The following is a 13,201-nucleotide window of genomic DNA, read 5'->3' as shown; positions in this document are numbered from 1 at the left end:
TCTACCCGCTGAAGTAGTTGCTGTAGATCTCGTCGTACGTTCCGCTCTCGCGGACGGCGGCGAGCGCCTCGTTGACCTGCTCGCGGAACTCGTCGTCGTCCTTCCGGAAGGCGATGCCGTAGTTCTCGACGGTGAGCGTGAGGTAGGGCGGTGCGTTCTCACCCTCCTCTGCGGCCGCGCCCTCGCCTTCGACGAACCGGAACCCGTCTTGGTTGTTGACGAACTCGGCGTTGACCGTGTTGTCGTTGATGACCGCCTGGACCTGTCCGTTCGAGAGTGCGTCGAACGCGCCCGTGATCTGGTCGTACGCCTTCAGTTCGAGGTCGCCGCCGAACTCCTCTTTGAGTCCCTCTGCCGCGTTGAGTCCGGTCGTCCCCTTTTGGACGCCGACAGTCGTCCCCTTGAGCGCCTCTTTCGAGTTGATGTCGCTGTCCTGTCGGACGACGATAGTCTGGTAGGCCGTGAAGTAGGGCTCTGAGAAGTCGACCTGCTGGGCGCGCTTGTCGTTGATCGTCATCGCGCTCATGATGACGCGGAAATTCCCCTGGTTGAGCGACGCGATGATGGTGTCGAAGGAGGTCTTCTTGAACTCCGATTCGATGCCGAGTTGCTCGTCGAACACCGCCCGCGCGATCTCGACGTCGAACCCCTTCAGCTCGCCGGCGGCCGTCTCGTACTCGAACGGCCGGTACGGGATGTCCGACCCGATGACGACCTTGTCGGGCAGCGACGACCCACCGTCGCCGCCGCTCCCGGTACCGTTGCCGGTCGCGCCGTCGGAACCAGTCGTCCCGTTACTTCCACCGTCACCGCCCTCGCTGCCGCCGTCGCCGCCGCTCGTACAGCCTGCGAGTGCCAGTGCGGCCATCGCGGCCGACGTCGACTTCAGATAGCTACGTCTGTCCATGACACTCGTTTGGTAGACCGCACCACATATAACACTTCTTCGATTGCGTAAACGGCTGTCAATCGAGATGGAGTTCTCTCGAGCCACGAGAGGCCGTCGTTTTCGATCCGGAAAAATGTCCTAAAATTAACTGTTCGTCAGTCGCTGCTCGGGACGCCCTGCGTCGTCGTCGACGGCCCCTCCTCGCGTCGGTAGGCGGCCCAGACGACGGCGGCGAGGCCGAGGAACGCGGCCACGAGGACGGCGACGTTCAGCAGGCGGACCGACCCGACGTAGATGAGCAGGTCTCGACCCAAGAGCAGGTGAACGAACACGAGCCCCCCTATCGGGAGTGTCGCGAGTTGCTCCCGCGTCAGTCCGGCGAGGCCGGCCCAGTACACCGCGGCGACGAGCGCGGCGAACACGGGTAGCGAGACGAGGACGAACGTCGCCTGCATCGCCGGCGTGTACGAGAGCAGGCCGGGTGCGCGGCTGACGAGCGCGCTCACGGGGAGGAGCGCGAGCGCCGCCAGCAGTGCGTGCCGGGTCCGGACCAGCGCCGACCGCCGGAGGTATCCCTCGTACGCGAACAGCGTCGTCGCGACGAGCGAGCCGAAGATGGTCAGCGCGACCAGCAGGTGCGCCGACTGCGTCGGCGGCGAGTAACCGTTCGGGAGCCAGCCGTTGAGCGTGACGGTGACGGCGCCGATGCTCACCTGCAGCGGGAGGAGCACGACCGAGAGCGTCGCGGCGAGCTTCGTCCGCCGGGCGGTGTCGGCACGCCACGCCCAGCCGACGGTGCCGAGGATGAAGAAGCCGGTCACCATCGCGACGAGACGGTGGAACCACTCGATGAAACTCGGGATGGTCTGCGGGAGGAGTCCGTTGTCACAGAGCGGCCACTGGGCCGAACAGGCGAGCCCCGACCCGGTCGCCGCGGTGTAGACGCCGAGGGCGATGAGCGTCGCGGTGAGCGCCGTGGTGAACGCAGCGAACCGCCGGAACGTCAGCCAGTCCGGTCGGTAGCGTGTGGAGTCCATGCTAGCTGAGCCTCGGGAGTCAGCGCACTTATGTTTGTCCGAACGGGGCTGACGCCGGCGAATCCGGGTTCGACTCTCGAATCGCCGTCGCGAAACTGGCCGGAATCCGTCCGGTTTCAAGAGTCCCGAGGCGAAGGCACACCCGATGACCGAGTACCTCGACTCGCGCGTCGACCGACTCGACGCCTACCTCGACGAGCACGACCTCGAAGCCGTCTGGTTCGCCCGCCCCAACTCCTTCGCGTGGCTCACCGGCGGCGACAACGTCGTCGACTACGCTGGCGACGTCGGCGTGGCCGCCGCCGGCTACGACGGCGACCTCCGTCTCGTCACTGACAACATCGAAGCCCCGCGCCTCGTCGACGAGGAGGTGCCCGACGAGTTCGCCGTCGAACAGGCCCAGTGGTACGAGTCCTCGCTCGCCGAGGCCGTCGCGACCGCGTCGCCGACGCCCGCGGCCGCGGACTTCGACGTCCCCGGCTTCGAGGCCGTCGACGCCTCGTCGGTCCGTCAGCCGCTGACCGACCACGACGTCGAGGTCTACCGCGAACTCGGCCGCGACGCCGCCGACGCCGTCGAGTCCGTGGCCCGCGAACTCGAACCCGGCGACACCGAACACGAGGTCGCCGCCGCGCTGCGCGTCGCGCTGTCGGCCCGCGACATCAACGCGCCGGTCGTCCTCGTCGGCAGCGAGGAGCGCGCGCCGCAGTACCGCCACTACACCCCGCAAGTCGTCGAACTCGGCGGCTACGCGCTGCTGTCGGTAACCGCCGAACGGAGCGGTCTCTGTGCCAGTCTCACCCGGACGGTCGCCTTCGACCCGCCCGAGTGGCTCGACGAGCGCCACGAGGCGGCGACGACGGTCGACGTCAGCGCGCTCGCGGCGACTCGCGAGGTCGCCCGGCAGGGCGGCACCGCCGGCGACGTCTTCGCGGCGGTGCAGAACGCCTACGACGCCGTCGGCTTCGACGGCGAGTGGGAGCACCACCACCAGGGCGGGGCCGCGGGCTACGCCGGTCGCGAGTGGATCGCCACGCCGACCAGCGACGAGCCAGTCTACGCGCCGATGGCCTACGCGTGGAACCCGACGGTGCAGGGCGCGAAGAGCGAGGACACGGTACTCGTCACCGACGACGGGTTCGAGGTGCTGACGTCGACCGGCGACTGGGAGACGCAGCGGGTCGAGAGCGCCGACGGCGACGTCGCGCTCGACCGTCACGCGATCCTCCGGTTCGACTGACGCTCGGCCGACCCTACCCTCACCGCGACGGTCCGAACTCGCTACGCCGCCGGGTCGACGTTCTGGTTCACGTGGAAGACGTTGTCGGGGTCGTACTCGGCTTTGACTCGCTGGAGTCGCTCGTAGTTGTCGCCGTACGTCGCCCGGATCCGGTCGTCCCCTTCGTCCATCATGAAGTTGACGTACGACCCACCCGCCGAGTGTGGGTGGAGCGCCGCCCAGTAGTCCCGTGCCCACTCCGTGATCGCCTCGGCGTTCGCCGGGTCCGGATCGACGCCCGCGATGACCATCGACCAGTCGACGTCGCGGTAGTTCCACGCCGTCGCGTCGGCGTCGACGTCGTGGACTGCACCGTCGATGGGGTACAGATGCATCGTCGACTTCGGCGTCGGTACGGCGGCGAACTGCCGGTGGACGGCGATGGCCTCGTCGGTCAACTCGCGGACGAAGTCGCCCTTCCAGTACCACTGGTCGCCCGGTGGGTAGAGGTCGTCGAACATGCTCTGCAGCCCCGGATAGGCCATCTCTCCGACGTGCTCGAACAGTGGGTCGGCGACGTCGCGGGCCTGCCGAAGGAACGTCTCGGTCTCCTCTTCCGATCCCAGCGAACACCACATCAGCCCGCAGACCTGCTCGCCGTGGAGTTCCGCCGGGAACGGATCACCCGGCACTTCGGCGACGAGGTAGAACGCGTAGACGTCTCTCGGTGCTCGCGGGAGCCACTCGCGGTACCACCGCATCGTCTCCTCGAGTCGGTCGAGCGGCCAGAACATCGGTCCGGCGACGACCGTCTCGACCGGGTGGAGTCGGAACTCGAAGGAGGTGACGACCCCGAAGTTGCCGCCGCCCCCGCGCAACGCCCAGAAGAGGTCCGGGTTCTCCTCGGCGCTCGCGTGGACCAGTCGACCGTCGGCCAGCACGACGTCCGCACTCAGGAGGTTGTCGATAGTCAGCCCGTACTTCCGGGTCAGATAGCCGTGGCCCCCACCGAGCGTCAGTCCGCCGACGCCGGTGTTCGAGTGGATGCCGCTGACGGTCGCGAGGCCGAACGCGTGCGTTGCGTGGTCGACGTCGCCCCAGCGACAACCTGGCTCGACCCGTACGGTCTTCGCGTCGGGGTCGACGCGGACGCCGTGCATCTCCGAGAGGTCGATGACTAAGCCGTCGTCGACCAATGCGAGGCCGGGACCGCTGTGGCCACCGCCCCGAACCGCGACGTCCAACCCCTGTTCGCGGCCGAAGTTCACCGCCGCCATCACGTCGCCGACGTCGGTACACGTGACGATGGCCCGTGGTCGCTTGTCGATCATCCCGTTGTAGACCGTGCGCACCTCGTCGTACTCCGGGTCGTCCGGCCGAATCACTCGTCCTCGAACCGCCGTCTGTAGTCGGTCTATCGCCGCCCTGTCGTCGCCTGTTCTGGTTGCCATCGTTCTCTCCCTCGTCCCGTCCGTCGACCGCGCTACGCTCCGCTCTGCGTCGACGTCGAGGCTCGGTATAGATACGACGAGAGACGTGATAGCTGTTGTCTCGGATCACGGTACAGTCTCGCGCGATAGGCTGTCTCCCTTCGCGACAGATCGATCGGAGGTGGTCACTCCGTCAGCACCCCGGTCACTTCACCAGACGGAATCTATTTGACACGCGCACGACAGTCTCGACCATGCCCTGGTACGCGTTCGACGCGGTCGACGACGCGCTCGATGCAACCCGCAACTTCCTCCTCCCGTTCAGTTGGGGGCGATGGCTCCGGTTGGCGGTCATCGTCTTCTTCCTCGGAAGCGGCGGAACCGGACTGAACAGCGTCACGAACGTCCCCTCCTCGTTCCCGAGCGACGGGGGGCCGACGCCCGGCCCCGGTCCCGGTCCTGCTCCCGACCCCGCGCCGGGGCCGTCGCCGGACGTCTGGACGTCGCTCTCGGAACTGACCGGGTTATCCCCGGACGCGCTCGTCGCGGTCGGTGCCGCCCTCCTCGTCGGCGTCGTCCTCTACGTCGTCGTCGCCGTCGTCGCCTCGTCGGTGATGCCGTTCGTCCTCGTCGACGCGCTCCGGACGAACGAGGTCCGCGTCCGCGGTCCGTTCAAACGCCGGTTCGGAAAGGGAATGCGGTTCCTGCTCTTTCAGATCGGCGTCGGCCTCCTCTTCGTCGCCCCGTTCGTTCTCGGCGTTCTGCTCTTCGCCCTCGCCGCCCCGAACGTGGCGGCGTTCGACAGCCTCCTCGCCGGGTTCGGTCTCGCCGGGTTCCTCGGCCTGCTCGCCGTCGCCCTCGTCGCCTTCGTCGTCTTCGGTCTCCTGCTCGGGTTCACCGAGCAGTTCGTCGTTCCAGTTATGATCGCCACGGACTCGGGCGTGCTCTCGGGGTGGCGGCAGTTCTGGCCGACGCTCCGAGGCGAGTGGAAACAGTTCCTCGTCTACCTCGTCGTTCGGTTCGTTCTCCAACTCGGCGTCGGCATCGCGACGTTCGTCGTCGGCGGGATTCTCGCCGCCATCGTCGTCGTCGGTGCACTCCTCGTCGGACTCGTCGTCGCCGGCGCGTTCGGCGGACTGAACGCGGCGCTCGGCAGCGTCGCCGGCGTCGTCGCGCTGGTCGTCCTCGGCGTCCTGACGCTGCTGGCACTCTTGGCGGTCTCGCTTCCCATCAAGATCGTCGTCCAGTCGTACTTCACGGCGTACGAACTGTCGGTGCTCGGGGCCGCAGACGAGCGGTTCGCACTGCTCCCGCCGCGTCCCGGGAAGGGTGACGACGAGAGCACCGAACCGACCGGGTGGGACGACGGTGACGACGGCGGTGACGACGAGGACGACCGCCCGTCGACGAGCGGCGGCGACGGCCCCGTCTTCACTGGCGGTGCAGGTGGTGCCGACGGTGCCCACGACGGCGGGTTCGTCTGGGACGACGACTCGACCACGTTCTGACGGTCGGCCGCCGAAGGACTGAGTCGCTTCCGAGTTAATCTTCGACGTCCGTCGAACCGCAAATTCGACGTGCACGGATAGTTTTTTGCCATCCCATGGTGTCGCCCAATTCATGGGACTGGACGACGACGCGCGGGAGTACCACCGGCAAGACCCGCCGGGGAAGGTAGAGATCTCGACGACCAAGCCGACGAACACCCAGCGTGACCTGTCGCTGGCGTACTCGCCGGGCGTGGCCGCGCCGTGTCGCGACATCGCCGACGACCCCGAACAGGCCTACGAGTACACGGCGAAGGGGAACCTCGTCGGCGTCGTCTCCAACGGGTCGGCCGTCCTGGGCCTCGGCGACATCGGCGCACAGGCGTCGAAACCCGTCATGGAGGGGAAAGGAGTCCTCTTCAAACGCTTCGCCGACATCGACGTGTTCGACATCGAACTCGACGAGGCCGACCCCGAGGAGATCATCCAGTCGGTCCGCATGATGGAACCGACGTTCGGGGGGATCAACCTCGAGGACATCAAGGCCCCCGAGTGTTTCGAGATCGAGTCGCGCCTCCGCGAGGAGATGGACATCCCCGTCTTCCACGACGACCAACACGGGACGGCGATCATCTCCGGGGCCGCGCTCGTCAACGCCGCCGACGTCAGCGGCAAGGAACTCGACGAACTGAACATCGTCTTCTCCGGTGCGGGTGCCTCGGCGCTCGCGACCGCTCGATTCTACGTCTCGCTCGGTGCCGAGCGGGAGAACATCACGATGTGTGACTCCACGGGCATCATCACGAAGAAACGGGCCGACGAGGTCAACGAGTTCAAGCGGCAGTTCGCCCGCGACGTCCCCGAGGGAGATCTCGCCGACGCGATGGAGGACGCCGACGTGTTCGTCGGCCTCTCGGTCGGCGGCATCGTCAGCCAGGAGATGGTGCGCTCGATGGCCGACGACCCCATCATCTTCGCGATGGCGAACCCCGACCCCGAGATCGCCTACGAGGACGCCAAGGAGGCACGCGACGACACGGTGATCATGGCGACCGGACGCTCCGACTACCCCAATCAGGTGAACAACGTGCTGGGGTTCCCGTTCATCTTCCGCGGTGCGCTCGACGCGCGCGCCACCGAGATCAACGAGGAGATGAAAGTCGCCGCGGCACAGGCACTCGCCGACCTCGCCCGCCAGGACGTCCCCGACGCCGTCGTCAAGGCCTACGGCGACGACCCCCTGCAGTACGGCTCGGAGTACATCATCCCGAAGCCGCTCGACCCGCGTGTCCTCTTCGAGGTCGCTCCGGCCGTCGCGCAGGCGGCGATGGACAGCGGTGCCGCACGGAAGGAACTCGACATCCCGACGTACACCGAGCGGCTGGAGGCGCGCCTCGGGAAGTCCCGCGAGATGATGCGAGTCGTGCTCAACAAGGCGAAGTCGAACCCGAAACGCGTCGCGCTCGCCGAGGGCTCCGACGAGAAGATGATCCGCGCGGCGTACCAGCTCGAAGAGCAGGGTATCGCCGAGCCCATCCTCATCGGCAACCCCAACCGCATCCTGCGGACGGCCGAGGAGTTGGGGCTGGACTTCGACCCGACGATCGCCAACCCGCGGGACGGCGAGTGGGACCACTACGCCGACCGACTGCACGAACTCCGTCAGCGGAAGGGACTCACTCGGAGTGAGGCAGACGAGCTCATCCGTCGCGACACCAACTACTTCGCCAGCGTGATGGTGGAGATGGACGACGCCGACGCGATGCTCACCGGCCTGACGCACCACTACCCCTCGGCGCTCCGCCCGCCGCTGCAGGTCGTCGGGACGGCCGAGGACGCGAACTACGCCGCCGGCGTCTACATGCTGACGTTCAAGAACCGCGTCGTCTTCTGTGCGGACACCACAGTCAACCTCGACCCCGACGAGGAGGTGCTCGCGGAGATCACGAAACACACGGCCAACCTCGCCCGCAGTTTCAACGTCGAACCGAGCGCGGCGATGCTGTCGTACTCGAACTTCGGCAGCGTCGACAACGAGGGCACCCGCAAGCCGCGGGGCGCGGTGAAGCGGCTGCACGACGACCCCGAGGTCGACTTCCCGGTCGACGGGGAGATGCAGGCCGACACCGCCGTCGTCGAGGACATCCTGGAGGGAACCTACGACTTCGCCGACCTGGACGGTCCGGCGAACGTGCTCGTGTTCCCGAACCTCGAGGCGGGCAACATCGGCTACAAACTGCTGCAGCGACTCGGCGGTGCGGAGGCGATCGGCCCGATGCTCGTCGGCATGGACAAACCCGTCCACGTCCTGCAGCGCGGTGACGAGGTCAAAGACATCGTCAACCTGGCGGGCGTCGCCGTCGTCGACGCACAGGACGACAGCGAAGGCGAACTGTAGCGCTCTCGCCGACCGGATCTTTGGTCCAGCTTTTTCAGGATCTCATAGGGGTTATCGGAGAATCTCATAGTTGTTCTCTAGAAGACTCGAACCCCGTGGCTCGCCGGGCGTCTCTGCGCTTCCGGGTGGCGACGATACCCCCTATCAGTCGGTGTGAACCGCGTTCCCGCCCAGTCTGTCGAGGACCACCTCCGACAGTCGCCACGCGAGGACGAGCGCGACGAGGAGCAGGCCGAGGAGCACCGCGAGGAAGAGCGCGAGCACGCCGAGCAGGAAGTCGACGGCGACCGTGACGACGACGCCGAGGAGGAGTCCGCCACCGAAGCAGGCGGCGGCTGCCCGCAGTCCGGTCCGCTGGTGGCGGCCGAGTCCGAGCAGTTCGTCGCCGCCGAACACCGTCGGCAGGACGACGCCGACGCCGGTCACGCCGAGCGTGAAGACGAGGGCAGTCCCGCCCCACAGATACGCACCGCCGGTGACGAACCCGTCGCTCCCGGGCGGTGCGGGCGGGAGCGTCAGGAGCGTGTAGAGCAGGAGGAGCGAGGCACCGCCACCGACGGCGACGAGGAGGAGTTGGACTCCGGCGAGGAGGGAGCCGCGCAACGTGGAGGGCATCGCTCACAGCGTGTCAGCCGTGTGCCGTAGCTCTTCGGGTCCGAGCGTCACTCAGCGGCGCCTGCCGGCGGTTCGACCGGGCCGTCGTCGTCGGACTCGGCTTGCTCCTCCCGTGGTGTGAACTGCGTCGCCTTCGGCCCGACGACCGTCGTCCCCGCCGGGACGTCGTCGCTGACGATCGCGCCGGCGCCGACGCGTGCGTCTTCACCGACTGTGATCGCCCCGATGAGCGTCGAGTTCGCCCCGAGGACGGCGTCGTCTTCGACGGTCGGATGGCGTTTCTCTCGTCGCATCGAGTTCCCGCCGAGCGTCACGCCGTGGTACATCAGTACGTCGTCGCCGATCTCCGCGGTCTCGCCGACGACGACGCCCATCCCGTGGTCGATGAAGAACCGTCGACCGATGGTGGCCGCCGGATGGAGCTCGACGCCCGTGAGTCCGCGGGCGAGATGCGAGAGCACGCGTGCGGGGAGCTGGAAGCCGCCCTCCCAGAGAACGTGCGCGACGCGGTAGAGCCAGATCGCGTGGAGTCCCGGGTAGGTCAGCAAGACCTCCAGCGGTCCCCGTGCGGCAGGATCTTTTGCCTGCGCGGTGCGGATATCCTCGGCGAGTCGCGAGACGAGCGAAACCATCGGTAGCGGAGATACGGCGAGTGTGCTGAAAACAGTTGTCGACTTTGGTTCGCCGAGCGGACGAGCGTGGACGCGTGTGGACCAGCGTCAGTCGCCCGCGCGACGTTCGTGACGCGACGGTGGGGGCACTTGTGTCGGCTGCGAGGACTCGGCGGGAGGGTCCGGGAGCACACAGCGGGGCGAGCGTGTCCCGAGGTGAGCGTACTCCTCGGGTGCGTTCGCGAGCGCGTGAGCGGGGTTGTCCCGACTCGCGATCCGTGCTGCACGGAGCTCGCCGAACCCCGCGATGCGGGCGCGGATACCTCGCCAGTGGTGTCGACTCCCCGCCGGAACCGAGATCTCCCGCGGGGGTTCCCAGTCGGGGTGGCTGGCGGCGAGGACGGCGTAGTTGACGTTGGTGGCGAGCGCGTCGTGGTCGACGAGGAGGCCGACGCGGGCCGACGGCGGCGCTCTGGCCGCGAGCACGTCCAACCCGAGGTGGAGCGCCCGGTACTCGGCGACGTTGTTGTCGGGAACCTCGTCCGCGAGTGCGATGCGAGCGACTCGTCGACCGTCTCGTGTCTCGATGACCGCGCCCAACCCACCGCGACTCCGCCGGTAAGAGCCGTCGGTCGCGAGATAGAAGTCGCGGTGGTGGGTCCGCGGCGGATGCGCAAAGTGGGGGGTTGGCGAGTCGTCGAACAGGTCTCGAAGGGTGGACCGGCCGGGGACGGCCATACGGGCGATTGTACCGCGATCGTATTTAAAGGCTCGCCCTGGTGTGAAACTGGTCGATCGCCCCTGAGTCGGAGACACCTTCGGGGTCGACGGCCGTCCGGGTGGGTTGTGTGACCATAGCATATTTAAGTATCACCGCAAGAAGTATCCTCCATGACTGATAGTCAGTCCCACATCAACAGACGAACGTATCTGAAGCTCGCGGGCGGTGCGGCGTCGGCAGCGGCCGTCGCCGGGTGTACGGGCAACGGCGACGGTGACACGTCCCCCTCCGACGGCGGCGACGGGACTGGGACGACCTCCTCGGACGGTGGCGACGGCGGCGACGGGGATTTCTCGCTGACCATCACGCAGGGACAGATGCCCTCGGGACTGGACCCGCACGACCACCGCGAGACGCCGACCGACGTCGTCATGCTGCACGTCTACGAGGGCGTCCTCTCTCGCGACGCCGACGGGAACATCGTCGAGTCGCTGGCGACGGACTACGGCCGCGTCGACGGCGAGAACGCGGTCACCTTCTCGCTCAGGGAGAACGTGACGTTTCACAACGGTGACACGCTGACCGCGGAGGACGTCGCCTACAGCATCAACCGCATCGTCCAGGAGGACGTCGGCTTCACCAGCCCCCAGCGCGACCAGCTCGCGGGCGTGTCGGGGGCGGAAGCCACCGACGAGACGACGGTGAAGGTGACGAACGACGGGCTGAACCCCATCGTCTTCTCCGAGTTCGCGACGTACTGCGACGTCATCCAGCGGGCGTGGGCCGAGGAGAACGACAAGTCCTACATCGGACAGAACATGATGGGGACGGGACCGTTCCAACTGTCGTCGTACACCGAAGACGAGGAGGTCGTCCTCGAGCGGTACGACGACTACTGGCGCGAGCCGGCCGCGGTGTCGGAGGTCGTCTTCCGCGCCGCCGAGGAGGCGAGCACGCGCGTCAACCAACTGCTGCAGGGCGAGACGGACATCACGGTCAACGTCCCCCCACAGGAGGTCCAGCGCGTCAACGACAGCGACAACGCGACCATCGCCGCCGCACCGTCGACGCGTATCATCTACAACGGGATGCGCTACGACGTCGAACCGTTCTCGAACGTCCAGTTCCGACAGGCGATGAACTACGCCGTCGACCTCCAGAGCATCGTCGAGAACATCCTCGGCGGCTTCGGCTCCCAGACGGGCCAACCGACGCTCGAAGGGTTCGTCGGTTACAACTCCGACATCGACCCGTACCCCTACGATCCCCAGCAGGCGGAGCAGCTCGTCGAGGAGAGCGGCTTTGCGGGCGCGGAGCTCGAACTCCACACGCCGGTCGGCCGCTATCTGAAGGACCTCGAGATCGCGCAGGCGGTCGCCGGTTACATCGACGAACTCCCGAACGTCTCCGCGTCGGTCAACCAGCGTGACTTCGGCTCGCTCACCGACGAACTGCTCACCGGCAACATCGAGGACAAGCCGGACTGGTTCCTCATCGGGTGGGGTGAGGCGACGTTCGACGGCGGTCTCGTGATGACGGCGCTGTTGAGCACCGACGGCGCGCTCAGCACGTGGAGCAACGAGGAGTTCGACTCGCTGCTGGCGGACGCCGGCGAACAGACTGGTGACACCCGCGACCAGACGCTCCAGGAGGCGAACCAGTTGGCGCACGACGAGGCCCCGTGGATCTTCCTCAACCGGCAGTTCAGCGTCTACGGTGTGAACAACAGCCTCGACTGGCAGGCCCGCTCCGACGAGCGCATCGACGCCTACGACGTCTCACAGAAGTAACTCAATGTCTCTGTCGCGGTTCCTGCTCAAGCGCTCGCTCCACGGCCTCTTCGTCGTCTGGGGGGTCGTCACCGTCGTGTTCGGCCTGCGCGTCGTCGCGCCGGGCGACCCGGCGAACGTGTTGCTCCCCCCGAACGTCGACCCGGAGGTCCGTCGGCAGGTCGTCGAAGAGCTCGGATTGAACGAACCGCTGTACGTCCAGTACGCCGAGTTCGTCGCCGGGATTCCGGTCGGTGACCTCGGGCTGTCGCTGACGACGCGGACGCCGGTCGCCGCCCGCGTGCTGGCGCGACTGCCGGCGACGCTCGAACTCGCGGTCGCCGCGACGGTCGTCGCGGTCGTCATCGCCATCCCGCTCGGCGTCGTCAGCGCCACGCGGCGGCACGAACCCGCCGACTACGGCGCGACGGTGTTCTCGCTGCTCGGCATCAGCACGCCGAACTTCTGGCTCGGCGTGATGCTCATCATCCTCTTCGCCGTGCAGCTAGACCTCTTTCCGACGAGTCGCCGCCCCGTCGGCTTCGACACCGTCCTCGCGCAGGCCGTCGCGCTCCAGTTCGGCCCGGCGTGGGATGCGTTCACGACGTGGCTGTGGCACATCACGCTCCCCGCCGTCACGCTGGGGACGTACTTCACGGCGCTCATCACGCGACTCACCCGCAGCGGGATGCTCGACGAACTCGGCAAGACCTACGTCCGCGCCTCCCGGGCGAAGGGGCTCCCCGAGACGCTGGTCCGGTACAAACACGTGTTGCGGAACACGCTCATCCCGGTCGTCACCGTCGTCGGGCTCCAGTTGGGGACGCTCATCGGCGGCGCGGTCATCACCGAGTTCATCTTCGCGTGGCCCGGTCTCGGGTCGCTCATCATCAACAGCTTCAACGCCCGCGACTGGCCGGTGTTGCAGGGGTCGCTCATCGTCGTCGGCGTGGGGTTCGTCGTGACCAACATCCTCGTCGACGCGTTCTACGCGTATCTGAACCCACAGGTGGCTTACGACTGAT

General features: G+C 67.3%; 11 protein-coding genes. 5 read left to right on the top strand and 6 right to left on the bottom strand.

The genetic code is table 11. The features are described from left to right. Position 1: 1 nt before the first annotated feature. Together EOHIBHHM_RS13195 and EOHIBHHM_RS13190 are read right to left on the bottom strand one after the other, a co-directional pair. Positions 2 to 907, bottom strand: coding sequence for a basic amino acid ABC transporter substrate-binding protein (locus EOHIBHHM_RS13195; RefSeq protein ID WP_497251302.1), 906 nt, complete (start codon positions 905 to 907; stop codon positions 2 to 4). Positions 908 to 1,044: 137 nt separating this feature from the next. Then, a complete protein-coding gene (locus EOHIBHHM_RS13190; protein ID WP_497251300.1) occupies positions 1,045 to 1,926 on the bottom strand; it encodes a COX15/CtaA family protein in 882 nt (293 codons plus the stop codon). A gap of 145 nt (positions 1,927 to 2,071) precedes the next feature. Here EOHIBHHM_RS13190 and EOHIBHHM_RS13185 point away from each other — a divergent pair, with 145 nt between their 5' ends. Continuing rightward, positions 2,072 to 3,166, top strand: a complete 1,095-nt coding sequence (locus tag EOHIBHHM_RS13185) for a M24 family metallopeptidase (protein ID WP_497251298.1) — start codon at positions 2,072 to 2,074, stop codon at positions 3,164 to 3,166. Between the two features lie 41 nt (positions 3,167 to 3,207). Here EOHIBHHM_RS13185 and EOHIBHHM_RS13180 read toward each other — a convergent pair whose 3' ends face one another. Continuing rightward, positions 3,208 to 4,596 (bottom strand): FAD-binding oxidoreductase, encoded by a 1,389-nt coding sequence (locus EOHIBHHM_RS13180; RefSeq protein ID WP_497251296.1) that lies wholly within the window; start codon positions 4,594 to 4,596, stop codon positions 3,208 to 3,210. Between the two features lie 233 nt (positions 4,597 to 4,829). Here EOHIBHHM_RS13180 and EOHIBHHM_RS13175 point away from each other — a divergent pair, with 233 nt between their 5' ends. Both EOHIBHHM_RS13175 and EOHIBHHM_RS13170 read left to right on the top strand, forming a co-directional pair. Then, positions 4,830 to 6,083 (top strand): DUF7544 domain-containing protein, encoded by a 1,254-nt coding sequence (locus tag EOHIBHHM_RS13175; RefSeq protein WP_497251294.1) that lies wholly within the window; start codon positions 4,830 to 4,832, stop codon positions 6,081 to 6,083. Positions 6,084 to 6,195: 112 nt separating this feature from the next. Next, positions 6,196 to 8,460: an NADP-dependent malic enzyme gene (locus tag EOHIBHHM_RS13170; protein WP_497251292.1), complete on the top strand. Its 2,265-nt coding sequence runs from the start codon at positions 6,196 to 6,198 to the stop codon at positions 8,458 to 8,460. Between the two features lie 144 nt (positions 8,461 to 8,604). Here the strand turns inward: EOHIBHHM_RS13170 and EOHIBHHM_RS13165 are convergent, their stop codons facing one another. From EOHIBHHM_RS13165 to EOHIBHHM_RS13155, 3 genes are all read right to left on the bottom strand, one after another. Then, entirely contained in the window at positions 8,605 to 9,075 is a 471-nt protein-coding gene (locus tag EOHIBHHM_RS13165) for a hypothetical protein (protein ID WP_497251290.1), read from the bottom strand. 47 nt (positions 9,076 to 9,122) lie between these two features. After that, a complete protein-coding gene (cysE, locus tag EOHIBHHM_RS13160) occupies positions 9,123 to 9,707 on the bottom strand; it encodes a serine O-acetyltransferase (RefSeq protein ID WP_497251288.1) in 585 nt (194 codons plus the stop codon). An 87-nt stretch (positions 9,708 to 9,794) separates the two neighbouring features. Beyond that, positions 9,795 to 10,424, bottom strand: a complete 630-nt coding sequence (locus EOHIBHHM_RS13155; protein ID WP_497251286.1) for a ribonuclease H family protein — start codon at positions 10,422 to 10,424, stop codon at positions 9,795 to 9,797. Between the two features lie 153 nt (positions 10,425 to 10,577). Here EOHIBHHM_RS13155 and EOHIBHHM_RS13150 point away from each other — a divergent pair, with 153 nt between their 5' ends. Both EOHIBHHM_RS13150 and EOHIBHHM_RS13145 read left to right on the top strand, forming a co-directional pair. Beyond that, positions 10,578 to 12,197: an ABC transporter substrate-binding protein gene (locus tag EOHIBHHM_RS13150; protein ID WP_497251284.1), complete on the top strand. Its 1,620-nt coding sequence runs from the start codon at positions 10,578 to 10,580 to the stop codon at positions 12,195 to 12,197. Between the two features lie 4 nt (positions 12,198 to 12,201). Next, positions 12,202 to 13,200 carry an ABC transporter permease gene (locus EOHIBHHM_RS13145; protein WP_497251282.1) on the top strand — a complete coding sequence of 333 codons (999 nt, stop codon included), beginning with the start codon at positions 12,202 to 12,204 and terminating at the stop codon, positions 13,198 to 13,200. Position 13,201: the final 1 nt, after the last annotated feature.

The organism is Halogranum roseipondis (assembly GCF_059695585.1).
Note: the sequence above shows the minus strand (reverse complement) of the source record. Positions and strands in the feature narration are given on the sequence as shown.

What these genes read in the sequence shown, in the direction of transcription:
- EOHIBHHM_RS13195 (WP_497251302.1), bottom strand. Translation starts at nt 907, where the DNA reads ATGGACAGACGTAGCTATCTGAAGTCGACGTCGGCCGCGATGGCCGCA.
- EOHIBHHM_RS13190 (WP_497251300.1), bottom strand. Translation starts at nt 1,926, where the DNA reads ATGGACTCCACACGCTACCGACCGGACTGGCTGACGTTCCGGCGGTTC.
- EOHIBHHM_RS13185 (WP_497251298.1), top strand. Translation starts at nt 2,072, where the DNA reads ATGACCGAGTACCTCGACTCGCGCGTCGACCGACTCGACGCCTACCTC.
- EOHIBHHM_RS13180 (WP_497251296.1), bottom strand. Translation starts at nt 4,596, where the DNA reads ATGGCAACCAGAACAGGCGACGACAGGGCGGCGATAGACCGACTACAG.
- EOHIBHHM_RS13175 (WP_497251294.1), top strand. Translation starts at nt 4,830, where the DNA reads ATGCCCTGGTACGCGTTCGACGCGGTCGACGACGCGCTCGATGCAACC.
- EOHIBHHM_RS13170 (WP_497251292.1), top strand. Translation starts at nt 6,196, where the DNA reads ATGGGACTGGACGACGACGCGCGGGAGTACCACCGGCAAGACCCGCCG.
- EOHIBHHM_RS13165 (WP_497251290.1), bottom strand. Translation starts at nt 9,075, where the DNA reads ATGCCCTCCACGTTGCGCGGCTCCCTCCTCGCCGGAGTCCAACTCCTC.
- cysE (WP_497251288.1), bottom strand. Translation starts at nt 9,707, where the DNA reads ATGGTTTCGCTCGTCTCGCGACTCGCCGAGGATATCCGCACCGCGCAG.
- EOHIBHHM_RS13155 (WP_497251286.1), bottom strand. Translation starts at nt 10,424, where the DNA reads ATGGCCGTCCCCGGCCGGTCCACCCTTCGAGACCTGTTCGACGACTCG.
- EOHIBHHM_RS13150 (WP_497251284.1), top strand. Translation starts at nt 10,578, where the DNA reads ATGACTGATAGTCAGTCCCACATCAACAGACGAACGTATCTGAAGCTC.
- EOHIBHHM_RS13145 (WP_497251282.1), top strand. Translation starts at nt 12,202, where the DNA reads ATGTCTCTGTCGCGGTTCCTGCTCAAGCGCTCGCTCCACGGCCTCTTC.